This window comes from Streptomyces sp. NPDC006624 (assembly GCF_040611555.1).
In the GTDB taxonomy this organism is placed as follows: Bacteria; Actinomycetota; Actinomycetes; order Streptomycetales; family Streptomycetaceae; genus Streptomyces.
Map to the genome: position 1 here is coordinate 187,869 of NZ_JBEXOM010000008.1, position 15,983 is coordinate 203,851.

At 69.6% G+C, this 15,983-nt stretch carries 13 protein-coding genes; 1 reads left to right on the forward strand and 12 read right to left on the reverse strand.

Annotated elements, in window-relative coordinates:
- Positions 1–32: 32 nt before the first annotated feature.
- The 9 genes from rodA to ABZY20_RS17790 all read right to left on the reverse strand — a co-directional run bounded on the left by rodA (position 33) and on the right by ABZY20_RS17790 (position 11,801).
- The gene (rodA, locus tag ABZY20_RS17750) at positions 33–1,235 is read right to left on the reverse strand and encodes a rod shape-determining protein RodA (RefSeq protein ID WP_356442447.1); all 1,203 of its coding nucleotides are present in this window, start codon (positions 1,233–1,235) and stop codon (positions 33–35) included.
- Positions 1,232–3,478, reverse strand: coding sequence for a penicillin-binding protein 2 (gene mrdA / locus ABZY20_RS17755; protein WP_356442448.1), 2,247 nt, complete (start codon positions 3,476–3,478; stop codon positions 1,232–1,234). Before mrdA ends, rodA begins: the two co-directional genes overlap by 4 nt.
- 115 nt (positions 3,479–3,593) lie before the next feature.
- Positions 3,594–4,268 carry a rod shape-determining protein MreD gene (mreD, locus tag ABZY20_RS17760; RefSeq protein WP_356442449.1) on the reverse strand — a complete coding sequence of 225 codons (675 nt, stop codon included), beginning with the start codon at positions 4,266–4,268 and terminating at the stop codon, positions 3,594–3,596.
- Positions 4,269–4,280: 12 nt separating this feature from the next.
- Entirely contained in the window at positions 4,281–5,228 is a 948-nt protein-coding gene (gene mreC, locus ABZY20_RS17765; protein WP_356442450.1) for a rod shape-determining protein MreC, read from the reverse strand.
- Positions 5,229–5,372: 144 nt separating this feature from the next.
- Positions 5,373–6,392: a rod shape-determining protein gene (locus tag ABZY20_RS17770; protein WP_004001297.1), complete on the reverse strand. Its 1,020-nt coding sequence runs from the start codon at positions 6,390–6,392 to the stop codon at positions 5,373–5,375.
- Between the two features lie 274 nt (positions 6,393–6,666).
- Complete coding sequence (gene ndk, locus ABZY20_RS17775) at positions 6,667–7,080, reverse strand: nucleoside-diphosphate kinase (protein WP_356442451.1); 414 nt, start codon at positions 7,078–7,080, stop codon at positions 6,667–6,669.
- Positions 7,081–7,145: 65 nt separating this feature from the next.
- Complete coding sequence (locus ABZY20_RS17780) at positions 7,146–7,502, reverse strand: DUF4233 domain-containing protein (protein ID WP_356442452.1); 357 nt, start codon at positions 7,500–7,502, stop codon at positions 7,146–7,148.
- A 5-nt stretch (positions 7,503–7,507) separates the two neighbouring features.
- The gene (locus ABZY20_RS17785) at positions 7,508–9,031 is read right to left on the reverse strand and encodes a folylpolyglutamate synthase/dihydrofolate synthase family protein (protein WP_356442453.1); all 1,524 of its coding nucleotides are present in this window, start codon (positions 9,029–9,031) and stop codon (positions 7,508–7,510) included.
- Between the two features lie 118 nt (positions 9,032–9,149).
- Positions 9,150–11,801 carry a valine--tRNA ligase gene (locus tag ABZY20_RS17790; RefSeq protein WP_356442454.1) on the reverse strand — a complete coding sequence of 884 codons (2,652 nt, stop codon included), beginning with the start codon at positions 11,799–11,801 and terminating at the stop codon, positions 9,150–9,152.
- A 138-nt stretch (positions 11,802–11,939) separates the two neighbouring features.
- On the opposite strand from ABZY20_RS17790, the gene ABZY20_RS17795 reads away from it, so the two are divergent.
- Positions 11,940–12,887, forward strand: a complete 948-nt coding sequence (locus ABZY20_RS17795) for a hypothetical protein (RefSeq protein WP_356442455.1) — start codon at positions 11,940–11,942, stop codon at positions 12,885–12,887.
- 64 nt (positions 12,888–12,951) lie between these two features.
- Here ABZY20_RS17795 and clpX read toward each other — a convergent pair whose 3' ends face one another.
- The 3 genes from clpX to ABZY20_RS17810 form a co-directional block, all read right to left on the reverse strand.
- Positions 12,952–14,238: an ATP-dependent Clp protease ATP-binding subunit ClpX gene (clpX, locus tag ABZY20_RS17800; protein WP_031114127.1), complete on the reverse strand. Its 1,287-nt coding sequence runs from the start codon at positions 14,236–14,238 to the stop codon at positions 12,952–12,954.
- Between the two features lie 181 nt (positions 14,239–14,419).
- A complete protein-coding gene (locus tag ABZY20_RS17805; protein ID WP_356442456.1) occupies positions 14,420–15,127 on the reverse strand; it encodes an ATP-dependent Clp protease proteolytic subunit in 708 nt (235 codons plus the stop codon).
- Positions 15,128–15,236: 109 nt separating this feature from the next.
- Positions 15,237–15,842, reverse strand: a complete 606-nt coding sequence (locus ABZY20_RS17810; protein WP_161173871.1) for an ATP-dependent Clp protease proteolytic subunit — start codon at positions 15,840–15,842, stop codon at positions 15,237–15,239.
- Positions 15,843–15,983 lie beyond the last annotated feature (141 nt).

Consider the following 15,983-nt stretch of genomic DNA (forward strand, 5'->3'; position numbering starts at 1 on the left):
GCGGGACGTCAGGGGGACGCCCCGCCCGTGTCTCAGGCGGACATCGGCCGCTGCACCCGGATCGACTGCAGGAGGCCCACCGCTATCCACACGGCGAACATCGAGGAGCCGCCGTACGAGACGAACGGCAGGGGCAGGCCGGTGACCGGCATGATGCCGAGCGTCATGCCGATGTTCTCGAACGTCTGGAAGGCGAACCAGGCGACGATGCCCGCGGCCACGACCGTGCCGTACAGGTCGCTCGTCTCGCGGGCGATCCGGCAGGCCCGCCACAGGACGATGCCGAGCAGCAGGATGATCAGCCCGCCGCCGAGGAAGCCGAGCTCCTCGCCCGCCACGGTGAAGACGAAGTCGGTCTGCTGCTCGGGGACGAACTGGCCGGTGGTCTGCGAACCGTGGAAGAGGCCGGAGCCGGTGAGCCCGCCGGAGCCGATGGCGATGCGGGCCTGGTTGGTGTTGTAGCCGACGCCGGCCGGGTCCAGCTCGGGGTTGGCGAAGGCGGCGAAGCGGTTGATCTGGTAGTCGTCGAGGATGCCGAGCTGCCAGACGGCGATCGCGCCCGTGGCTCCCGCGCCGATCAGGCCGAAGACCCACCGGTTGGTGGCGCCGGAGGCGAGCAGCACTCCGAGCACGATGATGACCATCACCATGACCGACCCGAGGTCGGGCATGAGCATCACGATCAGCATGGGCACGGCGGCCAGGCCCAGGGCCTGCATGACCGTGCGGTGGTCGGGGTACTGCCGGTCGCCCGCGTCGACCCGGGCCGCCAGCAGCATCGCCATGCCCAGGATGATCGTGACCTTCACGAACTCCGAGGGCTGCAGCGAGAAGCCGCCGGGCAGCTTGATCCAGGAGTGGGCGCCGTTGATGGTGGAGCCCAGCGGGGTGAGCACCAGCAGGATCAGCAGCAGCGAGAAGCCGTACAGGACCGGCACGGCCGTGCGCAGGCCGCGGTGGCCGAGCCAGATCGTGCCGACCATCAGGGCGAGGCCGATGCCGGTGTTCAGCAGGTGCCGGACCAGGAAGTAGTACGGGTCGCCCTGGTTGAGCTCGGTGCGGTTGCGGGTCGCCGAGTAGACGAGGAGCGTGCCGAGCAGCGACAGGGCCGTCGCCGACAGCAGGATCGGCCAGTCGAGCCGCCGCGCCACCGAGTCACGGGCCAGCAGCCGGGTCCAGCCGGAGCGCTCGGGCCCGTAGCCGGAGACCTGGAAGCTGTTCACACCGCCGGTCATGTGGGCAACCTCCGGCTTCCCCGCCGGCGCCTGCGCCTTCGGGTGTCGCGGTTCTCGGGTGACGGCGGGGCCGACGTGGCCGGCTGGAGCGGGTCCGCCGGGGCGTTCGGGTCCTTCTTGTCGGCCTGGCGGTCCTTGGCCGGGTCCTTGGGGACCTTCGGCGAGGCGATGGTGCCGTCCGTCTTGACATTCGGCAGGGTCTTCTGCGGCGTGGGCAGCAGCGCCTTCTTGGTGTCGATGTCGCCGTCCTCGGAGACGCCGTAGAGCGCGTTGTAGATGTTGCGGACGGCGGGGCCGGAGGCGCCGGAGCCCGTACCACCCTGGGAGATCGTCATGACGATCGAGTAGTCCTTGGTGTACGTGGCGAACCAGGAGGTGGTCTGCTTGCCGTAGACCTCCGCCGTACCCGTCTTGGCGTGCATCGGGATCTTGTCCTGCGGCCAGCCGCCGAACCTCCAGGCGGCCGTACCGCGGGTGGCGACGCCGGCCAGGGCCTCGTCCACCTCGTCGCGGGTCTTCTGCGTCATCGGCAGCTTGCCGTGCGCCTGCGGCTTGATCGGGGTGACGGTCCTGCCGTCGGCGCTGATGACGGCCTTGCCGACGGAGGGCGTGTACATCGTGCCGCCGTTGGAGATGGCGGAGTAGATGGTGGCCATCTGGATGGGCGTGACAAGTGTGTCGCCCTGTCCGATGGAGTAGTTGACGGAGTCACCGGCGCGCATGCGGTTGCCTTCGAGGCAGTTCTCGTAGGCGATCATCTCGGCGTAGCTGCCGTTGCGCTTGCCGGTGCGGCACCAGGCGTCCTTGTTGGCCTTCCAGTAGTTCAGCTTCCACTGGCGGTCGGGGACGCGGCCGGTGACCTCGTTGGGGAGGTCGATGCCGGTCTCCTTGCCGAGGCCGAACTGGTGGGCGGTCTTGTAGAACCAGTCGTTGGCGTTCTTCTTCGGCTTGGTGCCGCCGTCGCGCTTCCACTCCTCGTGGGAGAGCCGGTAGAAGACCGTGTCGCAGGAGACCTCCAGGGCGCGGCCGAGGCTGATCGCCCCGTACCCCTTGGACTCGAAGTTCTTGAAGACCTGGCCGCCGATGGAGTACGAACTGGAGCACTCGTAGGGGCCGTTGAAGGAGTAGCCCGCGTTGACCGCGGCGGCGGTCGGGATGACCTTGAAGATGGAGCCGGGGGCGGACTGGCCCTGGATGGCGCGGTTGAGCAGCGGGTAGTTGGAGCTCTTGCCGGTGAGGCGGGCGTAGTCCTTGGCGGAGATGCCGCCCACCCAGGCGTTCGGGTCGTACGTCGGGTTGGAGGCCATGGCGACGACGCGGCCGGTCTTGGCCTCCATGACGACGACGGCGCCGGAGTCGGCCTTGTAGTTCGTGCCCGTGTTGCGGTCGTGCTCCTTGCGGGCCTGCTTCATGGCCTCGTTCAGCTCGTACTCGGCGATCCGCTGGACGCGGGCGTCGATGCTGGTGACGAGGTTGTCGCCGGGGTGGGCCGGGTCGGCCTCGGCCTGGCCGATGACGCGGCCGAGGTTGTCGACCTCGTAGCGCGTGACGCCGGCCTTGCCGCGCAGCTGCTTGTCGTACTGGCGCTCCAGGCCGGAGCGGCCGACCTGGTCGGAGCGCAGATACGGCGAGTCGGTGTCCTGCGCCTTCTTGATCTCCTCGTCGGTGACCGGGGAGAGGTAGCCGAGGACCTGGGCGGTGTTGGCCTTGCCCGGGCTCGGGTAGCGGCGCACGGCCTGCGGCTCGGCGGTGATGCCGGGGAAGTCCTCGGCGCGCTCGCGGATCTGCAGGGCCTGCTTGGCCGTTGCCTCGTCGGTGATGGGGATGGGCTGGTACGGCGAGCCGTTCCAGCAGGGCTGCGGCGTCTTGGCGTCGCACAGCCGGACCTTCTCCATGACCTCCTTGGGCGTCATGCCCAGGACGCCGGCGAGCTTGGTGAGGACTTCCTTGCCGTCGTCCTTCATCTTCAGCAGGTCGGTGCGGGAGGCGGAGACGACCAGCCGGGTCTCGTTGTCGGCGAGGGCGACGCCGCGGGCGTCCAGGATCGAGCCGCGGACGGCGGGCTGGACGACCTGCTGGACGTGGTTGCCGGAGGCCTCCTTGGCGTAGGCCGCGCCCTCACGGATCTGGAGGTACCACAGGCGCCCGCCGAGGGTGAGCAGGAGGGACAGGACGAGGACCTGGATGACGACGAGCCGGATCTGGACCCGTGGGTTCCGGCCGGTCTCGGGAATGTTGGTCACTGCTGCTGCCTCCCCCTCTCGAAGCGCGTACGGATGTGCGGGTACGAGTGATGAACGCCCGTCCCCGAACCGGCGTTCCTACTGGACCGACCCGTTCGGGTGAACTTCCCTGAGGTCACAGCCGCTTGACCCCCTTGATGCGCCCGGCGCGCGCCGTCCGGGCCCGGGCCGCCTTCACCCGCAGCCCGTTGCGCTGGCCGCCGATCCGCAGGCCGGTGCCGCCCGAGAGCCAGCCGGAGGAGATGTCCGTGGCCTTGGCTGCGGCGGAGGTCGATTCCGCGAGGGGGTCGTTCTCGGCGCGCCGGGCCAGGGCCATGATCCCGGGCACCACGAACGGGGCGAGCAGCAGGTCGTACAGGGCGGCCGTGAACAGCAGGCTGCCGAGGCCGACATGGCGGGCGGCGGTGTCGCCGACGAGGGCGCCGACCCCGGCGTAGAGCATCGTGGAGCCGAGGGCGGCGGCGACGACCACGACCATGGGGCCGGTCGCGGACTTCAGCTGGCCCGTCTCGGGCTTGACCAGGCCGGCGAGATAACCGATGACGCACAGCACGAGGGCGTACCGCCCGGCCGCGTGGTCGGCCGGCGGGGCGAGGTCGGCGAGCAGGCCCGCGCCGAAGCCGATCAGGGCGCCGCCGACATGGCCGTACACCAGGGCCAGCCCCAGGACGGTGAGCAGCATCAGGTCGGGCACCGCGCCCGGCAGGTGCAGGCGGGCGAGGACGCTCACCTGGATCACCAGGGCGACGACGACCAGGGCGGAGGAGAGCAGGATCCGGTTGACGCGCATGGGTGACAGCTCCTACTGCTCTTGCTGGTTCTGGCCGTCCACGGGCGCCTCGGCGGACGGCGTCACGGTCACCGTCACCGTCGGCCGGGGGGTGGGCTTGGGCTTGGGCGGGAGCACCGTGTCGCGCGGGTCCTTCTTGGGGGCCTCGACGACGACACCGACGATGTCGAGCTTGGTGAAGGCGGCGTACGGCGTGACGTAGAGGGTGCGGGTCAGGCCGCCGCCCGACGGGTCGACGCGGGAGACCACGCCGACGGGCACGCCGGGCACGAACGGCCGGTCGGCCTGCGAGCCGAAGGTGACCAGACGGTCGCCCTTCTTCACCTCGGCCTTGCCGTTGAGGAGTTCCACGCGCAGCGGGCGGTCGCCCTGACCGGAGGCGAAGCCCAGTTCGTCGCCGGCCTCCATGCGGGTGCCGACCGTGAAGTCGGGGTCGCTGGCGAGCAGGACCGTGGCGGTGTTCGGGCCGACGGTGGTGACGCGGCCGACGAGCCCGTCGCCGTTCAGGACCGTCATGTCGCGCTTGATGCCGTCGTTGGCGCCGACGTCGATGGTGATGGTCCAGGAAAAGCCCTGCGCCGCCCCGATGGCGATGACCTCGGCGCCCTTGATGCCGTACTGGCCCTGTCCCGCGACCTTCAGCATCTTGTCGAGCTGCTTGAGGCGGCTGCGGGCGCGGTCGTCGCTGCCGAGGCGCGCCTTGAGGGCGGCGTTCTCCTTCTCCAGCGCGGCGAGCCGGTCGTGCCGCTCGCCGGAGTCACGGATGGCGGAGACCGCGTTGCCGACCGGGTCGACGGCGGACGACACGCCGCTCTCGATCGGGCCGAAGACCGTCGCCGCGGCCTGCCGGGCACCGTCGACGGGCGAGTCCTCCCCACCGCGGATGTCCACCGTGATCAACGCGAACGCGATGGCGATCAGCAGCACCAGGAGCAGCCGGCTCTCTCGTGTGTCCCTCACGTGCGGCGGCCGTGCCTTCCTCATAGGAATTCGGGAAGCCCCAGGGAAACCCGAGGGGCTGCTTTTGTGGGAGCTTATGCCTCTATATCAACGATCCGCCGTACGAGAGGAGATCGTCCCGTACGGCGGAATCGAAGAGTCACGTCATCTGCGCGGCTGGGCGTCCAGCACCTGCTGGAGCGCCTCGAACTCCTCGACGCACTTTCCGGAGCCGAGCGCCACGCTGTCCAGCGGGTCCTCGGCGATGTGGATCGGCATCCCGGTCTCCCGGCGCAGCCGCTCGTCCAGACCCCGCAGCAGCGCTCCGCCGCCGGTCAGAACGATTCCTCGGTCCATGATGTCGCCGGACAGCTCCGGCGGGCACTTGTCGAGGGTCGTCTTGACGGCGTCGACGATCGCGTTGACGGGCTCCTCGATCGCCTTGCGGACTTCGGCGGCGGAGATGACGACGGTCTTCGGCAGCCCGGAGACGAGGTCCCGGCCGCGGATTTCGGTGTGCTCGTCGGAGTCGAGGTCGTACGCCGAACCGATCGTGATCTTGATCTGTTCGGCCGTCCGCTCGCCCAGCAGAAGGGAGTACTCCTTCTTGATGTGCTGGATGATCGCGTTGTCCAGCTCGTCGCCCGCGACGCGGATGGACTGTGCGGTGACGATGCCGCCGAGGGAGATGACCGCGACCTCCGTCGTGCCGCCGCCGATGTCGACCACCATGTTGCCCGTGGCCTCGTGGACCGGCAGGCCGGAGCCGATGGCCGCGGCCATGGGCTCCTCGATGATGTGCACCTGGCGGGCGCCGGCCTGGGACGACGCCTCGATGACGGCACGGCGCTCGACGCCCGTGATACCCGAGGGCACACAAACGACGACCCGCGGACGAGCCAGATACCGCCGCTTGTGGATCTTCAGGATGAAGTAGCGGAGCATCCGCTCGGTGATCTCGAAGTCGGCGATGACGCCGTCCTTCAGCGGACGCACGGCAACGATGTTGCCGGGCGTGCGCCCGATCATCTTCTTCGCTTCGGCGCCGACCGCGAGGATGCCACCGGTGTTGGTGTTGATCGCGACTACGGACGGCTCGTTGAGTACGATCCCGCGACCCCTGACGTACACCAGCGTGTTGGCGGTCCCGAGGTCGACAGCCATGTCACGGCCGATGAACGACATTGAGTTCCCCATCAGGATTCGTCTGGCCTTCCCAGGAGCTTTTGAGGGCTGTTCAGGTCGGCAAAGGTGGGTGCTGTGACGTGAAGGCTTCCATCGTAGACGCGCCTTCGCGAACACTGCGGGAGGGTCTTGGCCATTGTCAGCAGATGCCGTGGGCGTTCGCTTCTGGAGACGGGCGTTCGGGGGCCATCGTTCCCTCCCGCGTCACGCATATGCCGCAAAGTCCGGGGGCCCGGCCCCCGAACCCGCCGCTTGTGTTCGTGAGGTGCTGACGTTACGCCCGGCCGGGGAAGAAAATCTTCACCTCGCGCTCGGCGGACTCCTCGGAGTCGGAGGCGTGGATCAGGTTCTCCCGGACGATGACGCCGTAGTCGCCGCGGATGGAGCCGGGCGCCGCGGCGATCGGGTCGGTCGGGCCGGCCAGCCGGCGCACGCCCTCGATGACCCGCTCGCCCTCGACGATCATCGCCACGACCGGGCCGGAGGCCATGAACTGCACCAGCGGCTCGTAGAAGGGCTTGCCCTTGTGCTCGCCGTAGTGCTGCTCCAGCGTGTCCTGGTCCAGGGCGCGCAGTTCCAGCGCGGTGATCGTCCAGCCCGCCTTGCGCTCGATGCGGCTGATGATCTCGCCGGTCAGGCCACGACGTACGGCGTCGGGCTTGAGGAGGACGAGGGTGCGCTGGGTCACGACGGGCTCCTTCTGGATCACGGTGGTGCGGTGGAACGAGATTACCCGGCGTGTCGGGGCGCCCGTTACGCAGCGTCAGCCGGAGAGGAGCCGGCCTGGGCCGCGAATCTCGCCTTCGCCTCGTCCACCTTCCGGCCGTAGTGCACCGACGCCCACCACAGGGCCGCGAAGACCGCGCCCAGGAAGAACATCGTCGGCACGATGAAGCCCGACGCGATGAGCGCGATCTGCAGCGCCCAGCCGAGCGCGACCCCGCCCGGGCGCGTCACCAGACCGCACAGCACCAGGCACAGGAACATCGCGATGCCGCTGACCGTCCACACGGTCGTCATGGACAGGTCCGGGTCCTTCATGGCGACCAGCCCGGCGAAGCCGATGACGAAGAACTCGCCGATCAGCGTGGAAGAACAGAGCGTGCGCACGGGTCTCAGCCCCTCCCCAGGAGCAGTCGGGCCTCGCCGACGGTGATGACGGAACCGGTCACGAGCACACCGCCGCCGGCGAACTCGCCCTCCTCCTCGGCCAGGGTGATCGCGGCCTCCAGCGCGTCGGGCAGCCGCGGCTCGACCTGGACGCGCTCCTCGCCGAACACCTCCACGGCGATGCCGGCGAGCTCGTCGGCGTCCATCGCGCGGTGGCTGGAGTTCTGCGTGACGACGATCTCGGCGAACACCGGCTCGAAGGCCTCCAGCAGCCCGCGCACGTTCTTGTCGCCGCTCGCGCCGACCACGCCGATGAGACGGCTGAACTGGAACGCCTCACCGATCGCCTCCGCCGCCGCCCGGGCACCCGCCGGGTTGTGCGCGGCGTCCAGCACGACGGTCGGCGAGCGCCGCACGACCTCCAGCCGCCCCGGCGACGCCACCGCGGCGAACGCCTTGCGGACCGTGTCCAGGTCCAGCGACTCGGCGCGCTGCGCGCCCACGCCGAAGAACGCCTCCACCGCGGCGAGCGCCACGGCCGCGTTGTGCGCCTGGTGCGCGCCGTGCAGCGGCAGGTAGACCTCCGGGTACTCCCCGCCCAGGCCGCGCAGTGTGAGCAGCTGCCCGCCGACGGCCACCTGCCGGTCGACGACCCCGAACTCCAGGCCCTCGCGGGCCACGGTCGCGTCCACCTCGACGGCCTTCTTCAGCAGCACCTGCGCCGCCTCGACCGGCTGCTGGGCCAGGATGACCGTCGCGCCCTGCTTGACGATGCCGGCCTTCTCCGTGGCGATCTCGGCGTGCGTGGTGCCGAGCCGGTCGGTGTGGTCGAGGTCTATGGGCGTGATCACGGCGACGTCGCCGTCGATCACGTTCGTGGCGTCCCAGGAGCCGCCCATGCCGACCTCGACGACGGCGACGTCCGCGGGGGCGTCCGCGAAGGCCGCGTAGGCCATGCCGGTGAGCACCTCGAAGAAGGACAGCCGGTACTCCTGCGACGCGTCGACCATCTCCACGTACGGCTTGATGTCCTGGTACGTCTCGATGAACCGCTCGGCGGAGATCGGGGAGCCGTCCAGGCTGATGCGCTCGGTGACGGACTGCACGTGCGGCGAGGTGTAGCGGCCGGTGCGCAGGTCGAAGGCGCCGAGCAGGGCCTCGATCATGCGGGCCGTGGAGGTCTTGCCGTTGGTGCCCGTGATGTGGATCGACGGGTACGAGCGCTGCGGATCCCCGAGCACGTCCATCAGGGCGGCGATCCGGGCGACCGAGGGCTCCAGCTTGGTCTCGCCCCAGCGGGTGGCGAGCTCCGCCTCGACCTCGCGCAGGGCCTTGTCGACCTCGGGGTCGGCGGGCCGGGCGGGGACGTCGGCGTCGGGCGGACCGCCCTGGGTGCGCAGGGTGCGGCTGCCGGCTTCGATGACGGCGAGGTCGGGGTCGCGCTCGGTCTCGGCCGCGACGATCTCGTCGAAGTCGTCGAGGGGGTCGGGCTGGTCGTCGGCGTGGTGGTCTGGGGGGAGCTCGCTCACGGGGCCAGTCTACGGAGCGGGGGTGACATCGGCCCGCGCCCCCGGGCCCTTCACCCCTGAGGTGCGTCTGAGGCCCCCGGGCCTGACGGCGCCGGGGGCCTCACACACGTACGCGTCCCTACGCCTGCGGCAGGCGCTCCAGCTGGGCCTGGATGCGGGTGATGTCCTCCTCCGCCTTGGCGAGGCGGGTGCGGATCTTGTCGACGACGTGGTCGGGGGCCTTCGCCAGGAACGCCTCGTTGCCGAGCTTGGCGTTGGCCTGGGCCTTCTCCTTCTCGGCGGCGGCGAGGTCCTTCGCGAGGCGCTTGCGCTCCGCCGCCACGTCGATCGTGCCGGACAGGTCGAGGGCGACCTCGGCACCGGCGACCGGGAGGGTGGCCGTGGCCGTGAAGCCGTCGCCCTCCGGCTGCAGGCGCAGCAGCTGGCGGATGGCCGCCTCGTGCGGCGCGAAGGGCGTGCCGTCCAGGGTGAGGCGGGCCGGGACCCGCTGGCCGGGCTGCAGGCCCTGGTCGGCGCGGAAGCGGCGGACCTCGGTGACGACCGACTGCAGGGACTCGATCTCGCGCTCGGCGTCGGCGTCCCGGAAGCCGCCCGGTGCGTCAGCACCAGGAACGGACACAGCCGTCGGCCACTCGGCGATGACGACCGACTCGCCGCCGGTCAGCGTCGTCCACAGCGTCTCCGTGACGAACGGGACGATCGGGTGCAGCAGCTTCAGCGTGACGTCGAGGACCTCGCCGAGGACGCGCTTGCTGACCTCGGCCGCCTCGCCGCCCGCCTGGAACGTCGTCTTGGACAGCTCGACGTACCAGTCGAAGACCTCGTCCCACGCGAAGTGGAACAGCGCGTCGGACAGCTTCGCGAACTGGTAGTCCTCGTACAGCGCGTCGACCTCGGCGACGACCGAGTTGAGCCGGGAGAGGATCCAGCGGTCCGTGGCGGACAGCCTGGACGCGTCCGGCAGCGGGCCCTCGACCGTCGCGCCGTTCATCAGCGCGAAGCGCGTGGCGTTCCAGATCTTGTTGGCGAAGTTGCGCGAGCCCTGGACCCAGTCCTCGCCGATCGGGACGTCGACGCCCGGGTTGGCGCCGCGCGCGAGGGTGAAGCGCAGGGCGTCGGAGCCGTACTTGTCCATCCAGTCCAGCGGGTTGACCGCGTTGCCGAAGGACTTCGACATCTTCTTGCCGAACTGGTCGCGGACCATGCCGTGCAGGGCGATGGTGTGGAACGGCGGGGTGCCGTCCATCGCGTACAGGCCGAACATCATCATCCGGGCGACCCAGAAGAAGAGGATGTCGTAGCCGGTGACCAGGACGGAGTTCGGGTAGAACTTCGCGAGCGACTCGGTCTGCTCGGGCCAGCCGAGCGTGGAGAACGGCCACAGGCCGGAGGAGAACCAGGTGTCGAGGACGTCGGTGTCCTGGCGCCAGCCCTCGCCGCCGGGCGGTTCCTCGTCGGGGCCGACGCAGACGACCTCGCCGTCCGGGCCGTACCAGACCGGGATGCGGTGGCCCCACCACAACTGCCGCGAGATGCACCAGTCGTGGAGGTTGTCGACCCAGTCGAAGTAGCGCTTCTCCATCTCCTGGGGGTGGATCTTGACGCGGCCGTCGCGGACGGCGTCACCGGCCGCCTTGGCGAGCGGGCCGACCTTGACCCACCACTGCATGGACAGGCGCGGCTCGATGGTGGTCTTGCAGCGCGAGCAGTGGCCGACGGAGTGGACGTAGGGCCGCTTCTCGGCGACGATCCGGCCCTCGGCGCGCAGCGCGGCGACGATCGCGGAGCGTGCCTCCAGCCGGTCCAGGCCCTGGAAGGGGCCGTGGGCGGTGATCACGGCGTGTTCGTCCATGACCGTCAGCGCCGGCAGGTCGTGGCGCTGGCCGATCTCGAAGTCGTTCGGGTCGTGGGCCGGGGTGACCTTGACGGCGCCCGTGCCGAACTCCGGGTCGACGTGCTCGTCCGCGACGACCGGGATGGAGCGGTCGGTCAGCGGCAGCTTGACCAGCTTGCCGACCAGGTGCTTGTAGCGCTCGTCCTCGGGGTGGACGGCGACGGCCGTGTCACCGAGCATCGTCTCGGCGCGGGTCGTGGCGACGACGATGGTGTCGTCCCCGTCGCCGTACTTCATGGAGACGAGTTCGCCGTCGTCGTCCTGGTACTCGACCTCGATGTCCGAGATGGCGGTCAGACAGCGCGGGCACCAGTTGATGATGCGCTCGGCGCGGTAGATCAGCTCGTCGTCGTAGAGCCGCTTGAAGATGGTCTGGACGGCCTGGGAGAGGCCCTCGTCCATCGTGAAGCGCTCACGCGACCAGGCGACGCCGTCGCCCAACCGCCGCATCTGGCCGCTGATCTGGCCGCCGGACTCGCCCTTCCACTGCCAGACCCGCTCGACGAAGGCCTCCCGGCCCAGGTCGTGGCGGGACTTGCCCTCCTTGGCGAGCTCGCGCTCGACGACGTTCTGCGTGGCGATGCCGGCGTGGTCCATGCCGGGCTGCCACAGCGCCTCGTAGCCCTGCATCCGCTTGCGGCGGGTCAGGGCGTCGATGAGCGTGTGCTCGAAGGCGTGCCCGAGGTGCAGGCTGCCCGTGACGTTGGGCGGCGGGATGACGATGGTGTACGGCGGCTTGTCGCTCTTGGCGTCCGCCTCGAAGTAACCCCGCTCTACCCAGCGCTCGTACAGCGGCCCCTCTACGTCGGCCGGCGCGTACTGGGTCGGCAGGTCGGTGCTGGGCGCTGGTGGCTGCTGCTGAGCGTTCTCGGTCACGGGGGTCAGTTTAGAGGTGTCACGACCCCGTCCCGAAACGCGTTTCGTTTGTAACGGTGGGGGCCCCGATGCCATGCACACGGCGACATTGCGCCAGGATGTCGGCAAGACCTGAGCATCTGGAGGGGAACCCAGAACATGAGCTACAACCAGCCGGGCCCGTACGGCGGGCAGCCCCAGCAGCCCGGACCGTACGGCCAGCCGGGCCCGTACGGCCAGCAGCCGCAGGCGCCCCAGCCCGGCTACGGCTACCCGCAGCAGGCCCCTCCGCCCCAGCCGGGCTACGGCTACCCGCAGCAGCCCCCGCAGGGCGCGCCCCAGCCGGGCTACGGCCAGCAGCCCCCGTACGGCCAGCAGCCGCCCTACGGCCAGCCCCCGTACGGCGTGCCCCAGCCTCCGGCACCCGGCGGCGGCAAGAAGAAGACGGGCATCATCATCGGCGCGGTCGCGGTGGTGGCGGCGATCGGTGTGGGCGCGTACGTCGTCATCGGCGGGGGTGGCGGCGGCCTGGAGGACGACGGGCCCCACAAGCTGGCGACGCCGGCGAAGGTGCTCACCGACTACAAGCGCACCACGAAGGACGGCCAGACCGCGGGCGGCGACTCGACGTCGGAGCTGGAGAAGAGCGGTGTCAAGAACGCGAAGACCGCGGCCGGCCTCTACTCCACCGTGGACCTGAGCGACTACGACCCCGACGATCCGTCGTCCGCGGCGAAGATGGCGACGGCCAAGACCCTGTCGGTGGCCGGTGCCTACGGTGAGATCTCCGACCCGGAGGCGACCCTTGACCTGTTCTTCGCCAACTTCAGGAAGTCGGCCGAGAAGGAGTCCTCCACCGGGACCGGCAAGCCCGAGCTGGTCGGCGAGCCCGAGGCGGCCGACCTCGACGGCGCGGCCATGAAGTGCCAGTCGGTCAAGGGTCAGGACCAGCTGACCAAGAAGGAGAAGACCAACTGGTTCTGCGCGTGGGCCGACTACAGCACGATCGCCATCGTGTCGCCGGGCGACGCCGCGCAGGGCGTCACCAAGGACGTGGCGATCGACCTCACGACCAAGGTCCGCGAGGAAATCCGCGTCAAGGCCTGACGCCGGCCCAATACACGGACGAAGGGCCCCGGTCGACGACCGGGGCCCTTCCCTTGTCTCTGTGTCACGCCGTCTTCTGCTCGCCCGGCCCGCGCCCCCGCGCGTCCCGCGGGATCAGCGTCGGGTTGACGTTCGACTGCACGACGTCCGCCGTGATGACGACCCGGGCCACGTCCTTGCGGGACGGGACCTCGTACATCACGCCCTGCAGGACCTCCTCCATGATGGCCCTGAGGCCACGCGCGCCGGTCTGGCGGAGGATGGCCTGGTCGGCGATGGCCTCCAGGGCCTCGCGCTCGAAGTCCAGCTCCACGCCGTCGAGTTCGAAGAGGCGCTGGTACTGCTTCACCAGTGCGTTGCGCGGCTCGACGAGGATCTGCAGCAGGGCCTCGCGGTCCAGGTTGTGGACGGAGGTGATGACGGGGAGGCGGCCGATGAACTCGGGGATCATGCCGAACTTGACCAGGTCCTCCGGCATGACCTCCTGGAACTGGTCCTTGGACTCCATCTCGCGCTTGGAGCGGATCTGCGCGCCGAAGCCGATGCCCTTGGCGCCGGCCCGGGCCTCGATGATCTTCTCCAGCCCGGCGAAGGCACCGCCCACGATGAACAGCACGTTCGTCGTGTCGATCTGGATGAACTCCTGGTGGGGGTGCTTGCGCCCGCCCTGCGGCGGGACGGAGGCCGTGGTGCCCTCCAGGATCTTCAGCAGGGCCTGCTGGACGCCCTCGCCCGACACGTCACGCGTGATGGAGGGGTTTTCACTCTTCCGCGCGACCTTGTCGATCTCGTCGATGTAGATGATCCCCGTCTCGGCCTTCTTGACGTCGTAGTCGGCCGCCTGGATCAGCTTGAGCAGGATGTTCTCGACGTCCTCGCCGACGTATCCCGCCTCCGTGAGCGCCGTGGCGTCGGCGATCGCGAAGGGGACGTTCAGCATCCGCGCTAGGGTCTGGGCGAGGAGGGTCTTGCCGGAGCCCGTGGGGCCGAGGAGGAGGATGTTGGACTTCGCCAACTCGATGGCGTCGTCGCGGCCGTTCGCCCCGCCGTTCTCGCCGGCCTGGACCCGCTTGTAGTGGTTGTACACCGCCACGGACAGGGCCTTCTTGGCGGCCTCCTGGCCGACCACGTAGCCCTCGAGGAACTCGTAGATCTCGCGCGGCTTCGGGAGCTCCTCCCAGCGGACCTCGCTCGTCTCGGCGAGCTCCTCCTCGATGATCTCGTTGCAGAGGTCGATGCACTCGTCGCAGATGTACACACCGGGCCCTGCGATGAGCTTCTTGACCTGCTTCTGGCTCTTGCCGCAGAACGAGCACTTGAGCAGATCGCCGCCGTCACCGATGCGTGCCACGGTGTGCTTCCCCTTCGCCTGGGAGACTCCTGGACGCCTGCGTCCAGCTGACTCCTGGTGCTGCCTTATGTCCGACGGTACCTTGCCCGGCCCCCCGTTCGGGCCCCCCTTGGCGCGGTTCGCTTTGACGTGAACCGAGCCAAACCGTGCCAAGGGGCGGCAGACGATACAGCCTCACGCCTCAGCGCAGGCTCGAGTTGTCCATCTTCCGGGTGGTGATGATCTGGTCGATCAGGCCGTAGCTCAGCGCGTCCTCGGCCGTGAGGATCTTGTCGCGCTCGATGTCCTCGCGGATCTTCTCGATCGCCTGCGTGGAGTGCTTGGCCAGCATCTCCTCCAGCTGCGAGCGCATCCGGAGGATCTCGTTGGCGGCGATCTCCAGGTCGGACACCTGGCCGCGGCCGGTCTCGCTGTAGGGCTGGTGGATCAGCACGCGCGCGTTCGGCAGGGCCATGCGCTTGCCCGGCGTGCCGGCGGCCAGCAGGACGGCGGCGGCGGAGGCGGCCTGGCCCATGCAGACCGTCTGGATGTCCGGCTTCACGTACTGCATCGTGTCGTAGATCGCGGTGAGCGCCGTGAAGGAACCGCCGGGGCTGTTGATGTAGACCGAGATGTCACGGTCGGGGTCCATCGACTCCAGGCACAGCAGCTGCGCCATGACGTCGTTGGCGGAGGCGTCGTCGATCTGGACGCCGAGGAAGATCACGCGCTCCTCGAAGAGCTTCGCGTACGGGTCGTACTCGCGAATGCCCTGGGAGGTGCGCTCGACGAAGCGCGGGATGACGTAGCGGGACTCGGCCTGCGGGCCGGTGTAGCGGCCCTGCGAGGCGCTCATGTCCTGCACGGGCTGCATACGGTCGTAGATCCCGCTGCCGGGGAATGCGTTCACGGTGTCTCCTGAAAGGGGCTGAGGCGGTCGGCTGGGGCTGCTGGGGCGCCCCGGGCCCTCACGGGCCCGGGCGGGGTCCTGCGGGGCTCGTGGAGCCCCGTGGGACCGGTCAGGCCCCGGTGCCGCCGCCGCCCGGCATACCGGCGGCCGTGGCGATCACGTCGTCGATGAGGCCGTACTCCTTGGCCTCGAAGGCGTCGAACCAGCGGTCGCGGTCCGAGTCGCGGGTGATCTGCTCGACCGACTGGCCCGTGTGCTGGGCGGTGAGCTCGGCCATGCGCTTCTTGGTGTGCAGCAGACGCTCGGCGTGGATCTTGATGTCCGAGGCCGAGCCGGCGAGACCGGCGGAGGGCTGGTGGATCAGGATCTCGGCGTTCGGCAGCGCGAAGCGCTTGCCGGGGGTGCCCGCGCTGAGCAGGAACTGGCCCATGGACGCCGCGAGACCCATGGCGATGGTCACCACGTCGTTCTTGATGTACTGCATGGTGTCGTAGATCGCCATGCCGGCCGTGATCGAACCGCCGGGGCTGTTGATGTAGAGGTAGATGTCCTTGTCGGGGTCCGAGGCAAGGAGCAGCAGCTGTGCGGTGATCTTGTTCGCGATGTCGTCGTCGACCGGCTGGCCGAGGAAGATGATCCGCTCGTTGAGCAGCCGGTTGTAGACCTGGTCGCCGAGGCCACCACCGATGGAAGGCTCGCCGGCGGCTGAAGGCATCAGATTCGTCACGTATCCACCTGCTCGTCTTACGACGGCGCCGGGCCGTCTCACGTTTCCCTGCGGGGCGGGAGCCGTATCGGAGACTCCACTGCCCTGGTATTCATGGACCCTAACGCGCGGGTCCCTTCGGGGAATCCC

Bases quoted from the DNA above. Each gene is read 5' to 3' on its own strand.
- ABZY20_RS17810 (WP_161173871.1), bottom strand. From the start codon at position 15,842: ATGCCTTCAGCCGCCGGCGAGCCTTCCATCGGTGGTGGCCTCGGCGAC.
- ABZY20_RS17795 (WP_356442455.1), top strand. From the start codon at position 11,940: ATGAGCTACAACCAGCCGGGCCCGTACGGCGGGCAGCCCCAGCAGCCC.
- mreD (WP_356442449.1), bottom strand. From the start codon at position 4,268: ATGCGCGTCAACCGGATCCTGCTCTCCTCCGCCCTGGTCGTCGTCGCC.
- rodA (WP_356442447.1), bottom strand. From the start codon at position 1,235: ATGACCGGCGGTGTGAACAGCTTCCAGGTCTCCGGCTACGGGCCCGAG.
- ABZY20_RS17770 (WP_004001297.1), bottom strand. From the start codon at position 6,392: ATGTCGTTCATCGGCCGTGACATGGCTGTCGACCTCGGGACCGCCAAC.